Origin of the sequence: Arthrobacter sp. UYCu712 (assembly GCF_040547005.1) — a bacterium.
Taxonomy (GTDB): Bacteria; Actinomycetota; Actinomycetes; order Actinomycetales; family Micrococcaceae; genus Arthrobacter.
Genome location: NZ_JBEPOZ010000020.1, coordinates 60,950 through 76,088 on the forward strand (window position 1 = coordinate 60,950; position 15,139 = coordinate 76,088).

Genomic DNA, 15,139 nt, shown 5'->3' on the forward strand with positions numbered 1-15,139 from the left:
CTCCATGAGTACCGAGTCGTCCTTGTCCGTTGTCCTCGCCGGCGGCGGAACAGCCGGGCACATCAGCCCTCTCCTGGCCATCGCGAACGCGATCCGGGAAGCCCGCCCGGATGCCGGGCTCCTTGCCGTCGGCACACCCAACGGGATGGAGGCCCGGCTGGTCCCGGCCGCGGGGCTGGACCTCGCCACCATCAGCCGGGTGCCCTTTCCGCGGAAACCCTCGATGGACCTGCTGCGGCTTCCCGGCAGGCTCGCCGGTGCGGTGAAGCAGGCCGGCGTCCTCCTCGATGAGGCCGGCGCGGATGTCCTGGTCGGCGTCGGCGGATACGTGTGCACGCCCATGTACCTTGCCGCCCGCCGCCGGAAAATCCCGATCGTCATCCATGAAGCCAACACCCGGCCGGGACTCGCAAACCGCGTGGGCGCCCGGCTGGGGGCCACGGTGGCCGTCGCGTTCGCCGGCACCAGGCTGCCCGGGGCCGTACATGTGGGCATGCCGATGCGCCGGGAGATCTCCGGCCTCGACCGTCCGGCCCTCATGGCGGCCGCCCGGACGGAGCTTGGGCTGGATCCGGAACGGCCCGCCCTGGTCGTCACCGGCGGCTCCTCGGGTGCGCAGAGCATCAACCGCACCATCGCGGCGTCCGTCGGGATCCTCGCCACGGCCGGCATCCAGACCCTGCACATCACCGGACGCGACAAATCCGTCCACGACGCCGACGGCAAGCCCCTCGCGGCTCCCGGCTACCAGCAGGTCGAATACGTGGACGGCATGGAAACCGTCTATGCCGCGGCCGGCCTGCTGCTGGCCCGCGCCGGAGCCGCCACCGTCTGCGAGGTGGCAGCCGTCGGCGTGCCCGCGGTTTTCGTGCCCCTCCCGATCGGCAATGGCGAACAGGCGCTCAACGCCGCCGGCCTGGCCGAAGCCGGCGGGGCCCTGATCGTGGCGGACAACGCGTTCACGCCCGACTGGGTGCGCCACAACATCATCCCGCTGCTGCAGGACGGCGACCGGCTCGCCCGGATGGCAGCGAGCTCCGGACAGCTCGGCATCCGCGACGCAGACCGGCGCATGGCCGGGCTCGTCCTCGAAGCCGCATCGTCCTCAAACCGCCACGGCAGGAAGCAGTAACGCCATGACCCAGCCCCACCACGAGCCCGAGCCCCAGGCCGCGCGCACCCAGGAGTCCCTCGGCCGGGTGCACTTCATCGGCATCGGCGGGGTCGGCATGTCCGCCATCGCCCGCATCATGGTGGCCCGCGGACTGCCGGTCAGCGGCTCCGACGCCAAGGACCTGCCCGTCATGGCCGAGCTCGCCGCCGCCGGTGCCCGGATCCATGTCGGCTACGCCGCCGCCAACCTCGGTGACGCCCAGACCGTCGTGGCAGGCTCCGCGATCCGCCCGGACAACCCCGAACTGGCCGCGGCACGGGCTGCCGGGCTGTCCGTGCTCCACCGCTCCGAGGCCCTCGCGGCAACGATGGCGGAGGACACGATCGTGACCGTGGCCGGCACGCACGGTAAATCCACCACGACGTCGATGATCACCGTCCTGCTGCAGGGCGCCGGGCTCGATCCCTCCTTCGCGATCGGCGCGAATGTGCCGGCGCTCGGCGTCAACGCCGCCCACGGCAGCTCCGGCATCTTCGTCGCCGAAGCCGACGAGTCCGACGGCTCCTTTCTGAACTACCGTCCGCAGATCGCCGTCGTCACCAACGTCGAGCCTGACCACCTGGACCACTACGGCACGGCCGAAGCGGTCTACGCCTCCTTCGACGACTTCACCGCGCTGCTGCCCGCTGACGGCGTCCTGGTGGCCTGCGCCGACGACGACGGCGCCAGGGCACTGGCCCGGCGCACCCTCGAGCGGGGCAATACCCGGGTGGTCCTCTACGGCACGGCGGACGATGCCGCGCTCAAGCTCCACGACGGCGGCCCGGGCGACGTCTGGATCGAAACCGCCGGGAAACGGTTCGGCGTCGAACTGCAGGTTCCCGGCCGGCACAACGCGCTCAACGCGGCCGCGGCGTTCGCCGTCGCGCTCGAACTCGGGGTGGCTCCCGGGGCCGCGGCCGGAGCCCTCGCACACTTCTCCGGCGCCTCCCGGCGCTTCGAATTCAAGGGCGAGGGCCGCGGCGTGCGCGTCTACGACGACTATGCCCACCACCCCACCGAAGTCCGGGCCGCGCTCTCCGCCGCCCGGTCCGTGGCCGGCGGGCACAAAGTGCATGTGCTGTTCCAGCCGCACCTGTTCTCGCGGACCCGCGAATTCGCCCGGGAATTTGCCGGGGCGCTCAACGCTGCGGACACCGCGATGGTCCTGGACATCTATCCCGCCCGTGAAGACCCCATCCCCGGAGTCAGCAGCGAGCTCATCGCCGAACACCTTGGCCGGGGCGGCCGGCTCGTTGCCGCGGATGAGGCGGTGCAGGCGGTAGTGGCCGCCGCGGCCCCCGGTGACATCGTGCTGACGGCCGGGGCCGGTGATGTCACCGGCTACGGCCCGCTGATCGTCGAGGCCCTGAACGCCGGCGCACAGGATTCCGGAGCAGCCGGTGCCTAGCAGCCGGCGCCCCACGTACAAGACCGGTTCGCGGCGTCCGCCGCCGGAGCGTGCAGCCGGCGGGGCCTCCGACGTGATCTCGGCGTCGAAGACCGATTCCGGTCCCGGAGTCCGCCCCGCCGGAGCCGGCACTCCGGACAGGCAGCAGGACAATGTGCTGTCGTTTCCCGAACCCAAGGCCAAGCGGCGGAAGCGGATCCTCCTGAGCACCGTAGGGATCATCACGGGAGTCGTCGCTGCGATCGTCCTGGCGGCTGTCTACAGCCCCGTCCTGGCGCTGCGCACCGTCACAGTGGAGGGCACGAAGCTGCTGAGTGCCGAGCAGGTGCAGTCGGCCCTGGCGCCGTTGCAGGGCAGGCCGCTGCCGCAGATCAGCGACGAGGACGTCAATGCCCTCCTGCAGCCCCTCGTCCAGGTCAAGGCAGTGGCAACCCAGGCCCGGCCGCCCGCGACACTGGCGGTCCGCATCACGGAACGCGTGCCGGTGGCCATGCTCAAGCAGGGCGAGGCCTTCCAGCTCGTGGACGCCGACGGCGTCCAGCTCAGCACCGCCACGGACTCCACCGCGGTGGCGCTGCCGGTCATCGACGCCGGCGACGGTGCCCCGGTACCGGAACTGTTCCATGCCGTCACCGCGGTCCTTGGCGCACTTCCGGCGGACGTGCTCGCCAAGCTCTCCGATGCCTCGGCGAAGTCCGCGGACGCCGTCGAACTCAAGCTCGTGGACGGCCAGACCGTCGTCTGGGGGAACGCGGGGGAGAAGGAGCTCAAGGCCCGGGTCCTCGCCGCCCTCCTGAAGGTTCCGGCCGACCCGAAAAATCCGGTAAAGATCTACGATGTCAGCGTGCCGCGCCACCCTGTGACGAGGTAGCGGCCGGCCGCGCGGCCCGCACAGCGCCACGGCGGCACCAATTAAGGGTATTTGGCCGGTATTCCCGCGACACGCGGCCCCGGTAATTGAATGTCCCCTGCATAGGAAATACCGTCACAGACATGAGTTACTTGACATAACTATAACCTTCAACTCGAAGGTTAAGGTTCGAGCTTCAAGCCCGACTCCATCAGTTTTCGCAATAGAACACGAACAAGGGACACGTAACGTGGCAGCTCCGCAGAATTACTTGGCCGTCATCAAGGTCGTCGGCATCGGCGGCGGTGGCGTGAACGCAGTCAACCGCATGATCGAGGTCGGTCTTCGCGGCGTCGAGTTCATCGCGGTCAACACCGATGCGCAGGCATTGTTGATGAGCGATGCAGACGTCAAGCTCGACATCGGGCGTGAGCTGACGCGCGGCCTGGGAGCCGGTGCGAACCCTGAGGTTGGCAGGCAGGCTGCCGAGGACCACGCCGAGGAAATCGAAGAGGTCATCCGCGGCGCTGACATGGTCTTCGTCACCGCCGGCGAAGGCGGCGGCACCGGCACCGGCGGCGCGCCCGTCGTGGCCCGGATCGCACGCTCGCTGGGCGCGCTGACCATCGGCGTCGTCACCCGCCCGTTCACCTTCGAGGGCCGCCGCCGCGCAGGTTCCGCCGAGGCGGGTATCGACGCCCTCCGCGATGAGGTCGACACGCTGATCGTCATCCCGAACGACCGCCTGCTGTCCATCAGCGACCGCAACGTTTCGGTCCTGGACGCGTTCCGTTCCGCCGACCAGGTCCTGCTGTCCGGTGTCCAGGGCATCACCGACCTGATCACCACCCCGGGCCTGATCAACCTTGACTTTGCCGACGTCAAGTCCGTTATGCAGGGCGCAGGTTCCGCGTTGATGGGCATCGGCTCGGCCCGCGGCGAAGACCGCGCCGTGAAGGCCGCGGAGCTCGCCATCGCATCCCCGCTGCTGGAAGCATCGATCGACGGCGCCCACGGCGTCCTGCTGTCCATCCAGGGCGGCTCGGACCTGGGCCTCTTCGAAATCAACGAGGCTGCCCGCCTGGTCCAGGAAGTCGCCCACCCCGAGGCCAACATCATCTTCGGTGCGGTCATCGACGACGCCCTCGGCGACGAGGCCCGCGTGACCGTCATCGCGGCCGGCTTCGACGACGTCAAGGCCACCTCGCCGTCCATGGACCAGTCCCTGCCGCAGACGGCTCCGCAGCGCCCGGCCGCTCCCGCAGCAGCCCCCGCCCCGGCCCAGGCTCCGTCCTCGGCCCAGGTCCAGCCGCTGCACGCCACGGTTGGCGCTTCCGGTTACGGCGGCTGGGGCCAGCAGCGCCCGTCCGCAGTACCGGCAGACTCCGGCTTCGACGTCGACCTGCCGTCCGTCGTGGAGCCTGACCTGTCCGGCCGCCACTCCGATGACCTGGATGTCCCCGACTTCCTCAAGTAGGTCCTGAAGCACCATGGCACTGCCGGATGGCAGTGCCATGGTGCTTTCTCGTAGGATCGAAGTTCTGCAAACAAGTTTGGCAACGATTCGGGGTTTTGAGTGTTTTCGTGGCGGGCGGAAGTCCGGCCGGGCGTCTGGGTGGCTTTCACCGACGCCGCAGCCGGCAACCTGGCGCTCCATGTCGGCGACGATCCGGCGGAGGTCCGGCGCCGCCGCGGGGAGCTTGAGCGGGCCGCCGGCCTCGGCGCCCCCGGCTTCCAGTACATGAGCCAGGTCCACGGCAACGAGGTCGCCACCATAGGCGCACCCGCAGGCCCGGCCGAACCCGCAGGCCCGACAGCCGATGCCATGGTCTCGGAGGGCCGGGCCCTCGCCGTCATGGTGGCCGACTGCGTGCCCGTGGTCCTCGTGGGGGACCGGGCAGCCGGGGGAGCACCCGTACTCGGTGTGGCGCACGCCGGCCGGCCCGGCGTGGCATCCGGCGTGGTGCCCGCCGCCGTCGCGCGCATGCGCGGGCTCGGGGCGGGGCAGATCCGCGCCTGGATCGGACCCTCCATCTGCGGGCAGTGCTACGAGGTGCCCGCCGGGATGAGGGCAGACGTCGCCGCGATTGTGCCCGCGACCTGGTGCGACACCTCCCGCATGACACCCGGGCTGGACCTTCCGGCGGGAGTCCGCAGCCAGCTCGAGGCCGACGGCGTCACGGTCGAATACTCCGGCGGCTGCACCCTCGAAGACGACACACTGTTCTCCTACCGCCGCAACAGCCACACCGGCCGCTTCGCCGGCCTGGTCTGGACTGGTCTGCGGGCCGGCGCGGAAGGGGACACCGATGGATGAACAGCACGATCCGCGCCTGGCGGAGCTCCGGACGCGCCTCGCGGCCGTCCGGCACCGTATTGACGACGCCGTGGCCGTGGCCGGGCGGCAGGATTCCCCGCCGCGGCTGATCGTCGTCACCAAATTCCACCCCGCCGAGGACGTCCGGCGGCTTGCCTCGCTGGGCATCACCGATGTCGGCGAGAACAGGGACCAGGAAGCCGCGGACAAGGCCGCCGGGCTGGCCGGCCTGGACCTCCACTGGCACTTCGTCGGCCAGCTCCAGAGCAACAAGGCCAAGTCGGTGGTGAGGTACGCCCATGCCGTGCACTCCGTGGACCGGCTCCAGCTCGCCGGCGCCCTGGCCAAGGCCATGGCTGCCGAACGCGAACGCACGGGGCGCGGGCCGCTGGACTGCTTCATCCAGGTCAGCCTGGACGACGACGCCGAAGGGCACCGGGGCGGCGCGCCCGCTGAGGATGTCCCCGCGCTGGCCGACGGGCTGGCAAGCTCCGACGGTCTCCGGCTGGCAGGGCTCATGGCGGTGGCACCGCTCGGGGCCGATCCGGGACGCGCCTTCGAGAAGCTCGCGGCGATCTCGGCCCGGCTGACCGCCGGGCACCCGGACGCCACGGGGATTTCCGCCGGCATGAGCCAGGACCTCGAAGCGGCCATCCGGTTCGGGGCGACACACCTACGGATTGGCTCCGATATTCTCGGTCCGCGTCCGGCGTTGCGGTAGGTTCGACGTATTGGAAGGTAATGGCGGGAATTCCAAGGCTGTCAGGTCATTTTGAGCGGCCCGCTTACGGACACGATTAGGAGTCGACCATGGCTGGCGCTCTGCGCAAGACAATGATCTATCTTGGGCTCGCCGATGGCGAGGAACATTACGAGTCTGAGCACCCTGCACCGCACAAGGATGAGGACAATTCCATGGAGCACGACCGCGAGGAGCGCCGTGCGCCGGCGCCTGTACGCGAGGTCCCCCGGGAAGAGCCCCAATCCGCTGAAGAGGAATATCGCGCACCTGTGACACCCATCAAGCGAGCGGCCTCGAGCCGCGAAGAGACCACCGGGCTCCGGCAGATCACCACGATCCACCCGCGCTCCTACAACGACGCCAAACTCATCGGTGAGAGCTTCCGTGACGGCATCCCCGTCATCATGAACGTCACCGACATGGGCGAAGCCGACGCCAAGCGCCTCGTCGACTTCTCCGCGGGACTGGTCTTCGGCCTGCGCGGCAGCATCGAGCGGGTCACGAACAAGGTCTTCCTGCTCTCGCCGTCGTACGTTGAAGTCATCGGCGATGACAAGAAGATCAGCGAGACCCAGGCCGCCTTCTTCAACCAGAGCTAGCACAGGATTTCATCACTGATGCCAGGCAGGGACACCTGTCTGGCATCAGTGATGAAATATCCGTGTTGAAATAGAGGCATAACCATCGTAAGGACACTGCGGTATCCGGAATGAACATGGAGATATGAGTTAACTCATGGGAATTGTTTTCGGACTTGTCTATATCGCGCTGCTGTTCTTTTTCGTGGCACTGATTGTCCGGCTTGTCTTTGACTGGGTACAGATGTTCGCGCGGAGCTGGCGGCCGCGCGGTGTGGCCCTCGTGGCCGCGCACGCTGTGTATTCCATCACAGACCGGCCCCTCAAACTGCTCCGGCGGCTCATTCCGCCGTTGCGGCTGGGCGGCATCTCGCTCGACCTTGGCTTCCTGCTGCTTTTTGTCGCGGTGACAGTGGCGATGGCGGTAGCCAAGAGCCTCGTCTTCGCCCAGCCGATCGCGGCGTAGCGGGACCGCGGACCCGCTCCGCGCCCCAAACTGAATGAAACTCCGGTTTGACACTGCGGTGTTGAATTAGAGGAACCAGACCATATTTAGGTACCGTAGTTTTGACGGCCGGAAGGCCTACTGACTAACTAGACCAACGAGGTGACCAGATGGCTTTGACGCCAGAAGACGTTGTCAACAAGCGCTTTCAGCCGACCAAGTTCCGCGAAGGCTACGACCAGGACGAAGTCGATGACTTCCTGGACGAAATCGTCGTCGAACTGCGACGCCTGAACCAGGAGAACGACGAGCTCCGCAAGAAGCTCGCCGAATCCGGCGCCGGCACGCCTGCCAGCTCCACCGCCGCGGCCCCCGTCGTGGAAAAGGTGCCGGCACCCGTCAAGGCCGACAAGGAAAAGGAAGAGCGGGCCAAGGCAGAAGCCGAGGCCAAGGCTGCCGAGGCTGCGAAGAAGAAGGAAGCCGAGAAGGCTCCCGCTCCTGCCCCGGCACGAGCCTCCACCCCCGCGGCAGAGTCCGCTGCCGGCCTGCTCGCCATGGCGCAGCAGATGCACGACAAGCACGTCGCCGACGGCGAGCAGCAGCGCGACAAGATCATCGCTGAAGCGCAGATCGAGGCCAGCAGCCTTGTCAACGACGCGCAGGAAAAGTCCCGCAAGATCCTCGGTGCCCTCGAGCAGCAGCGCTCCGTGCTGGAACGCAAGGTCGAGCAGCTCCGCGGCTTCGAGCGCGACTACCGCTCACGCCTGAAGGCTTACATCGAAGGCCAGCTCCGCGACCTCGATGCCCGTGGCTCCGTGGCGGCCCCTGAGGTCGAAGCAAGCAGCTAGGTATTAAGCAAGTATTCTGAAAGCCGGTGGCTGAGGTTCCCTCGGCCGCCGGCTTTTGCCATTAACTGCAGCTTCCGTGGCCTCCGGGCCAGGAAGTACGCCCCCAGTGCCCGCACCGGCTCGCGAATGAAAGCCCTATGACTGACGCCCCACCGCCTGACGCCACGACGCCCGCTATTGCTGCGCACCCCAAGCCCCGACGCGCCCTCCTGCTCGGCGTTTTCGCCGGGCTGGCCGTCTTCGCCTACGTGTTCGACCAGCTCACCAAGCTCTGGGTCACCAGCACCATGGTCGAGGGCGAGCGCATCCCGGTGCTGCCCCCGCTGCTCCACTGGTACTACATCCGCAACTCCGGGGCCGCGTTCTCCATCGGCGAGAACGTCACCTGGGTCTTCACCATCGTGATGGCGGCCGTCTCCGTGGCGATCCTGCTCCAGCTGCGGAAGCTCGGCTCGGTCTGGTGGGCCCTTGCCCTGGGCCTGCTGCTGGGCGGGGCCCTCGGAAACCTGACGGACCGGCTGTTCCGGGAACCTTCCTTCGCCATGGGCCATGTGGTGGACTTCATCCAGCTGCCCAACTTCGCGATCTTCAACATTGCCGATTCCGCCGTCGTTTCCTCGGTCGTGATCATCTGCCTGCTCACCCTGAAGGGCATTTCCCTCGACGGAACCCACCACACCAAGGAAGCAGCCGAACGCGATGTCTGAGCAAGCCCCGAAGAACCTGAGCGAAGACGAAGCCGAGGACCTCGCGGACCTTGCCGAGGAATCCGGCGCGCCCCGGCGCATCGTGGTCCCCGAGGACCTGGCCGGGACCCGGGTGGACGCCGGACTGGCCCTGCTGATGGACATCTCCCGCTCCCAGGCTGCCGTGCTGATCGCCGAAGGCAACGTCACGAGCGCCGGCAAAGCCGTCGGAAAATCCCTCAAACTCAGCCCCGGCGCCGTTCTCGACGTCGTCGTCCCCGAACGGCGGGACCCCGTGGAAGTCGTGGAGGAAATTGTGGAAGGCCTGTTGATCCTGCTGGACGATGACGAGTTCGTCGTCATCGACAAACCGGTCGGGGTGGCCGCGCACCCGTCGCCGGGCTGGGTGGGCCCCACCGTCGTCGGCGGCCTCGCGGGCGCCGGCTACCGGATCTCCACGTCCGGCTCGCCGGAACGCACCGGGATCGTGCACCGGCTCGACGTCGGGACCTCCGGCGTGATGGTGGTCGCCAAAACCGAAGAGGCCTACACGTCCCTCAAGCGCGCCTTCAAGGAGCGCACCGTGGACAAGGTTTACCACGCCGTCGTGCAGGGGCTCCCGGACCCGCTGGCCGGCACCATCGACGCCCCGATCGGCCGGCACCCCGGCCACGACTGGCGCTTCGCCGTGATCGAAGACGGCCGCGACTCCATCACCCACTACGAGGTGATGGAAGCGTTCGGAAAGGCCTCCCTCGTGGAGGTCCACCTCGAAACGGGCCGCACCCACCAGATCCGGGTGCACTTCTCCGCGCTCCGCCACCCCTGCGCCGGTGACCTGACCTACGGGGCGGACCCCCGGCTCGCCGCCACCCTGGGGCTCACCCGGCAGTGGCTGCATGCCCGCCAGCTGTCCTTCGACCACCCCCGCACCGGCGAGCGGGTCACCGTCACCAGCGAATACCCGCAGGATCTGTCCTACGCGCTGGAAGTCCTGGAGTCAGGCCAGGCCTGATCCGTCGTGCCTGGCAGCGGAGTCCGCAGCCCGGCACTAGAATGGTCCGGTGACTTCCAGCAACGACTCGTTTGTCCATCTCCACAACCACACCGAGTACTCCATGCTGGACGGCGCCGCCCGGCTCGGAGAGCTGTTCGATGAAACCGAGCGGCTGGGTATGCCCGCTCTGGCCACCACGGACCACGGCTATCTGTTCGGCGCCTTCGACTTCTGGAAACGGGCCACGGACCAGGGCATCAAGCCGATCATCGGCGTCGAAGCCTACGTCACCCCCGGAACCGCGCGCACGGACAAGACCCGCGTCCGCTGGGGCGAAGAGAACCAGCGCAAGGATGACATCTCCGGCGGTGGCGCATACACCCACATGACGCTGCTCAGCTACAACAACGTGGGCATGCGGAACCTGTTCCGGGCTTCCTCGCTCGCCTCATTGGACTCGGTCTTCGGAAAATGGCCGCGGCTGGACCGGGAACTGCTGAACACGTACTCCGAGGGGCTCATCGCCACCACCGGTTGCCCGTCCGGTGAGGTCCAGACCCGGCTCCGGCTCGGCCAGTACCGGGAAGCCGTCGAGGCGGCCGCCGAGTTCCGCGACATCTTCGGTGCCGAGAACTACTTCTGCGAACTCATGGACCATGGCCTGGACATCGAGCGGCGCGTCACGGGTGACCTCCTGCGCTTGGCCAAGGAATTGAATCTGCCGTTGGTGGCCACCAACGACCTCCACTACACGCACGAGCACGACGCCAAGGCACACGAGGCCCTGCTGGCCATCCAGTCGGGTTCCACCCTCCTGGAACCGACGTACGACAACGGCGGCTCGCGCTTTGCCTTCTCCGGCAGCGGCTACTACCTGAAGTCACCGCAGGAAATGCGGGAGCTGTTCCGCGACCACCCGGAAGCGTGCGACAACACGCTCCTGATCGCCGAGCGCTGCGAAGTCTCGTTCAACACCGGAGCCAACTACATGCCCCGTTTCCCCTGCCCGGAGGGGGAGGACGAAACGTCGTGGCTGGTCAAGGAAGTCGACAAGGGACTCCAGTACCGCTATCCCCAGGGCATTCCGGACAAGGTGCGCACCCAGGCCGACTACGAACTCGGCGTCATCACTTCCATGGGGTTCCCGGGCTACTTCCTGGTAGTGGCCGACTTCATCAACTGGGCCAAGAACAACGGCATCCGGGTAGGCCCCGGACGTGGCTCGGGCGCCGGATCCATGGTGGCCTATGCCATGCGCATCACCGACCTCGATCCGCTGCACCACGGCCTGATCTTCGAGCGCTTCCTCAACCCGGACCGCGTCTCCATGCCTGACTTCGACGTCGACTTCGATGACCGGCGCCGCTCCGAAGTGATCGACTACGTGACGCGCAAATACGGCGACGAGCGTGTCGCGATGATCGTCACCTACGGCACCATCAAGACCAAGCAGGCCCTCAAGGACTCCTCGCGCGTGCTGGGCTACCCGTTCAGCATGGGCGAGCAGCTGACCAAGGCGCTGCCGCCGGCCGTGATGGCCAAGGACATCCCGCTGGCGGACATCCAGAACAAGGACTCCAAGCGCTACAGCGAGGCCGGTGACTTCCGGCAGCTGATCGCCACTGACCCGGAAGCAGCCAAGGTCTTCGAGACGGCGCTGGGCATAGAAGGCCTGAAACGCCAGTGGGGCGTCCACGCGGCCGGCGTCATCATGTCCTCGGACCCGATCATCGACGTCATCCCGGTCATGCGCCGCTTCCAGGACGGCCAGGTCATCACCCAGTTCGACTACCCGACGTCCGAGGGCCTCGGCCTGATCAAAATGGACTTCCTCGGCCTGCGGAATCTCACGATCATTTCCGACGCCCTGGAAAACATCAAGATGAACCGCGATGTCGACCTCGACCTCGAGTCCCTGGCACTGGACGATGTGGCCTCCTATGAACTGCTCGCCCGCGGCGACACCCTGGGCGTGTTCCAGCTCGACGGCGGGCCCATGCGGTCCCTGCTCAAGCTCATGAAGCCTGACAACTTCGAAGACATCTCCGCCGTGCTGGCCCTCTACCGGCCCGGGCCCATGGGCGCCAACGCGCACACCGACTACGCGCTGCGCAAGAACAAGATCCAGGACGTCATCCCGATCCACCCGGAACTGGAGGAGCCGCTCTCCGAGATCCTCGGCGGCACCTACGGCCTGATCGTGTACCAGGAGCAGGTGATGGCGGTGGCGCAGAAACTGGCCGGCTACACCCTCGGCCAGGCCGACATCCTGCGCCGCGCCATGGGCAAAAAGAAGAAGTCCGAGCTGGACAAACAGTTCGCCGGCTTCTCCCAGGGCATGCAGGACAACGGCTACTCCATGGCCGCCGTCAAGACGCTCTGGGACATCCTGCTGCCCTTCTCGGACTACGCCTTCAACAAGGCCCACTCGGCCGCGTACGGCGTGATCTCGTACTGGACCGCCTACCTCAAGGCGCACTACGCGCCGGAGTACATGGCGGCCCTGCTGACGTCCGTCGGCGACGACAAGGACAAATCGGCGATCTACCTCAACGAATGCCGGCGCATGGGCATCACGGTGCTGCCGCCGGACGTGAACGAGTCGGCCCTCAACTTCACCCCTGTGGGCAACGACATCCGCTTCGGCATGGGCGCCATCCGCAACGTCGGCGTCAACGTCGTCGATGCCATGGTCACGGCGCGCGAAAAGGAAGGCGCCTACACGTCCTTCAAGGACTACCTCATGAAGGTGCCCGCGGTTGTCTGCAACAAGCGCACGATTGAATCACTCATCAAGGCCGGCGCCTTCGACTCGCTGAACCACCACCGGCGGGCCCTGGCCATGATCCATGAAGAGGCGATCGACTCAGTCATCACGCTCAAGCGCAACGAGGCGATCGGACAGTTCGACCTCTTCGCCGGGTTCGACGAGGCCGAATCCGAGGCGTCCCTCAGCATCGAGATCCCCGACCTTCCCGAGTGGGAGAAGAAGGACAAGCTCTCGTTCGAACGCGACATGCTCGGCCTCTACGTCTCGGACCACCCGCTGCAGGGGCTCGAAGGGGTCCTCAGCCAGCACGCAGACCAGTCCATCACCTCGCTCATCGCCGAGGACGGGCCGCACGACGGCGCCATCGTAACCATCGCGGGCATGATCACCTCCCTGAGCCGGCGGATCGCCAAAGCCAGCGGCAACGCCTATGCCCGCGCGGAGATCGAGGACCTGGGCGGTTCCGTCGAGGTCATGTTCTTCGGCCAGGTCTACGGTCCCATCGCGTCCGTGCTGGCCGAAGACCTGATTGTGGTGGTTAAGGGGCGGCTGCAGCGCCGCGACGACGGCGCCGTCGCGTTGAACTGCATGGAACTCTCCGTCCCGGACCTCAGCGAGGGCCTGAACGGGCCCCTCGTGATCACCATGCAGACGCACAAGGCAACCGAAGCCGTCGTGACCGAACTCGGCGACGTCCTCCGGACGCACCGCGGCAAGTCAGAGGTCCGCCTCCACCTGCAGGGCGACTCGAGGGTGGAGGTCATGGGGCTGCCCGTGCACTTGCGCGTCAACCCGAGCCCGTCGCTGTTCGGCGACCTCAAAGTGCTCCTCGGCCCGACCTGCCTGGACAGCTGAGGCCGGTGCCGGACGGAGGCACCAGCGGTGCCCGCGCTGCGCCGTGATCTCCGGAGCGGGACGCGGCGTCGCTGGACAACAACGTGGGCGGCGCCGTCCGGGTCACGCAGGCGTGCCTGGCCGGGCTGTTCGAGTTCGGCGACCGGCTCGACGTCTGGTCGGTGCATCCCGGGATCCTCAAGACGGGCATGGGCCGCAGCGGAGCGGTGAGGTTTCAGATCTCGTAGTCGAGCGGGACGGGCTGGCTGTAGGCCCCGGAGTGGTACAGCAGGGGAGTGCCGTCGTCGCCGACCTCGCCATCCACCACCTCGACAACCACCACGGCGTTGTTCTCGAAGGAGAGCCGCATCTGGACCTTGCCGATGAGCCAGCCGGCGACATCCTTCAGGATGGGCACGTCGTGGAGTCCGAGCGCCCAGTGGTTGCCGTCGAAGCGGTCCCGGGTCCTGGCGAAACGGTCGGCGAGCCCCTGGTTCTCCAGCCCGAGCATGTGCACACCGATGTAGGTGGTGTTCGCGACCGCCGGCCACGAACTCGAGGTGCGTGCCATGTTGAACGTGAACCGGGGCGGTTTGGCCGAGAGCGAGGCCACCGACGTCGCCGTGAAACCGAAGGGCACACCGTTGTAGTTGGCGGTGATGATTGCCACGCCGGCGGCATGCCGGCGGAACATTTCCTTGAAGGTTCCTTCGAAGACTCCGTCATCTGAGGCCACTGCGATCCAACTCCCTGCTGCACAGACATGTGATGTTCCTACCCTGCCAGCGTATTGCGCCCGCGATCAGCGGCGGAACTTGTTTACCCCGGACGTCATCTGGCCGGCATCCGGGGACGCGGGGTGTTACGTGCCCGGCCGCCCAAAGCTTGTTAAGGTTTGTTGCATGACACAGCCCGCATTGAACCTCCCGGCCCGGCAGCTCGAAGACGGCCGCGACCGCCCGGGACGGCCCGGCCCGGCCCGCAGCCGCCGCGGGGCACCCTGGCGGATGGCCGCTGCCATCGCCGCCGCCGGAGTCCCGGTGGGGCTGCTCTGGTGGGTTCTGGCGCCCTCGGGACTGAACCTGCTTTCGGGCAACGCGGAGCTCCGGAACGGCAGCAACCTGGAGACCTGGCTGCCCCGGGACCTGGTCCTGGCCGCGCTGTTCCTGCTGGCGGGCTGCATTGCCGGCGCCTTGTCCTCAGGCACCAAGCACGAGGAACCCTCGGGACGGGACGTCGTCATCACCGTCCTCGCCGCGGCGCTGGGCGCGGCCATCGCGTGGGGGACGGGTGTCCTGTGCGGCGTCTGGTGGGGGCACGCAGCGGACACCGTGGCCGGCGCGAGCACCGCCTTTTCGCTGCGTTCCTCCGCCGTCCTGGCCATCTGGCCGGCGGCCGTCGCGCTCTCCATCTTCCTCGGCAGCCTGTTCACGGCACGGCGTAACCCGGACGACGGGGACCGCGCGGCGTAACAGCGTCGGCGCTGCCGCGCCCGGCACGTAAAATGT

At 67.5% G+C, this 15,139-nt stretch carries 15 protein-coding genes; 14 read left to right on the plus strand and 1 reads right to left on the minus strand.

What is annotated here, in order from left to right:
• The first annotated feature begins 4 nt into the window (after nucleotides 1–4).
• The 13 genes from ABIB51_RS17255 to ABIB51_RS17315 all read left to right on the plus strand — a co-directional run bounded on the left by ABIB51_RS17255 (nucleotide 5) and on the right by ABIB51_RS17315 (nucleotide 13,879).
• Nucleotides 5–1,132 carry a UDP-N-acetylglucosamine--N-acetylmuramyl-(pentapeptide) pyrophosphoryl-undecaprenol N-acetylglucosamine transferase gene (locus ABIB51_RS17255; RefSeq protein WP_354190182.1) on the plus strand — a complete coding sequence of 376 codons (1,128 nt, stop codon included), beginning with the start codon at nucleotides 5–7 and terminating at the stop codon, nucleotides 1,130–1,132.
• A gap of 4 nt (nucleotides 1,133–1,136) precedes the next feature.
• Nucleotides 1,137–2,564, plus strand: a complete 1,428-nt coding sequence (gene murC / locus ABIB51_RS17260) for a UDP-N-acetylmuramate--L-alanine ligase (protein ID WP_354190184.1) — start codon at nucleotides 1,137–1,139, stop codon at nucleotides 2,562–2,564.
• Complete coding sequence (locus ABIB51_RS17265; protein ID WP_354190185.1) at nucleotides 2,557–3,435, plus strand: cell division protein FtsQ/DivIB; 879 nt, start codon at nucleotides 2,557–2,559, stop codon at nucleotides 3,433–3,435. The genes murC and ABIB51_RS17265 overlap by 8 nt, the downstream gene beginning before the upstream one ends.
• Before the next feature lie 229 nt (nucleotides 3,436–3,664).
• Nucleotides 3,665–4,891, plus strand: coding sequence for a cell division protein FtsZ (gene ftsZ / locus ABIB51_RS17270; protein ID WP_354190187.1), 1,227 nt, complete (start codon nucleotides 3,665–3,667; stop codon nucleotides 4,889–4,891).
• 99 nt (nucleotides 4,892–4,990) lie between these two features.
• The gene (locus ABIB51_RS17275; RefSeq protein ID WP_354190189.1) at nucleotides 4,991–5,731 is read left to right on the plus strand and encodes a purine nucleoside phosphorylase YfiH/LACC1 family protein; all 741 of its coding nucleotides are present in this window, start codon (nucleotides 4,991–4,993) and stop codon (nucleotides 5,729–5,731) included.
• On the plus strand, nucleotides 5,724–6,452 hold the full coding sequence (locus tag ABIB51_RS17280; RefSeq protein ID WP_354190191.1) for a YggS family pyridoxal phosphate-dependent enzyme: 729 nt from the start codon (nucleotides 5,724–5,726) through the stop codon (nucleotides 6,450–6,452). Before ABIB51_RS17275 ends, ABIB51_RS17280 begins: the two co-directional genes overlap by 8 nt.
• 89 nt (nucleotides 6,453–6,541) lie before the next feature.
• Nucleotides 6,542–7,072, plus strand: a complete 531-nt coding sequence (locus ABIB51_RS17285; RefSeq protein WP_354190193.1) for a cell division protein SepF — start codon at nucleotides 6,542–6,544, stop codon at nucleotides 7,070–7,072.
• Nucleotides 7,073–7,208: 136 nt separating this feature from the next.
• Nucleotides 7,209–7,517 carry a YggT family protein gene (locus tag ABIB51_RS17290; protein ID WP_354190195.1) on the plus strand — a complete coding sequence of 103 codons (309 nt, stop codon included), beginning with the start codon at nucleotides 7,209–7,211 and terminating at the stop codon, nucleotides 7,515–7,517.
• A gap of 149 nt (nucleotides 7,518–7,666) precedes the next feature.
• On the plus strand, nucleotides 7,667–8,344 hold the full coding sequence (locus ABIB51_RS17295) for a DivIVA domain-containing protein (protein ID WP_354190197.1): 678 nt from the start codon (nucleotides 7,667–7,669) through the stop codon (nucleotides 8,342–8,344).
• 137 nt (nucleotides 8,345–8,481) lie between these two features.
• Nucleotides 8,482–9,051: a signal peptidase II gene (gene lspA / locus ABIB51_RS17300; protein ID WP_354190199.1), complete on the plus strand. Its 570-nt coding sequence runs from the start codon at nucleotides 8,482–8,484 to the stop codon at nucleotides 9,049–9,051.
• Nucleotides 9,044–10,045, plus strand: a complete 1,002-nt coding sequence (locus ABIB51_RS17305) for an RluA family pseudouridine synthase (protein WP_354190201.1) — start codon at nucleotides 9,044–9,046, stop codon at nucleotides 10,043–10,045. Before lspA ends, ABIB51_RS17305 begins: the two co-directional genes overlap by 8 nt.
• Nucleotides 10,046–10,094: 49 nt before the next feature.
• Nucleotides 10,095–13,652: a DNA polymerase III subunit alpha gene (gene dnaE / locus ABIB51_RS17310; RefSeq protein WP_354190203.1), complete on the plus strand. Its 3,558-nt coding sequence runs from the start codon at nucleotides 10,095–10,097 to the stop codon at nucleotides 13,650–13,652.
• Between the two features lie 83 nt (nucleotides 13,653–13,735).
• On the plus strand, nucleotides 13,736–13,879 hold the full coding sequence (locus tag ABIB51_RS17315; protein ID WP_354190205.1) for a hypothetical protein: 144 nt from the start codon (nucleotides 13,736–13,738) through the stop codon (nucleotides 13,877–13,879).
• Here ABIB51_RS17315 and ABIB51_RS17320 read toward each other — a convergent pair.
• Nucleotides 13,867–14,325 (minus strand): flavin reductase family protein, encoded by a 459-nt coding sequence (locus tag ABIB51_RS17320; protein WP_354190243.1) that lies wholly within the window; start codon nucleotides 14,323–14,325, stop codon nucleotides 13,867–13,869. The two genes, ABIB51_RS17315 and ABIB51_RS17320, sit on opposite strands and share 13 nt — an antisense overlap.
• A 208-nt stretch (nucleotides 14,326–14,533) precedes the next feature.
• On the opposite strand from ABIB51_RS17320, the gene ABIB51_RS17325 reads away from it, so the two are divergent.
• On the plus strand, nucleotides 14,534–15,103 hold the full coding sequence (locus tag ABIB51_RS17325; protein ID WP_354190207.1) for a hypothetical protein: 570 nt from the start codon (nucleotides 14,534–14,536) through the stop codon (nucleotides 15,101–15,103).
• Nucleotides 15,104–15,139: the final 36 nt, after the last annotated feature.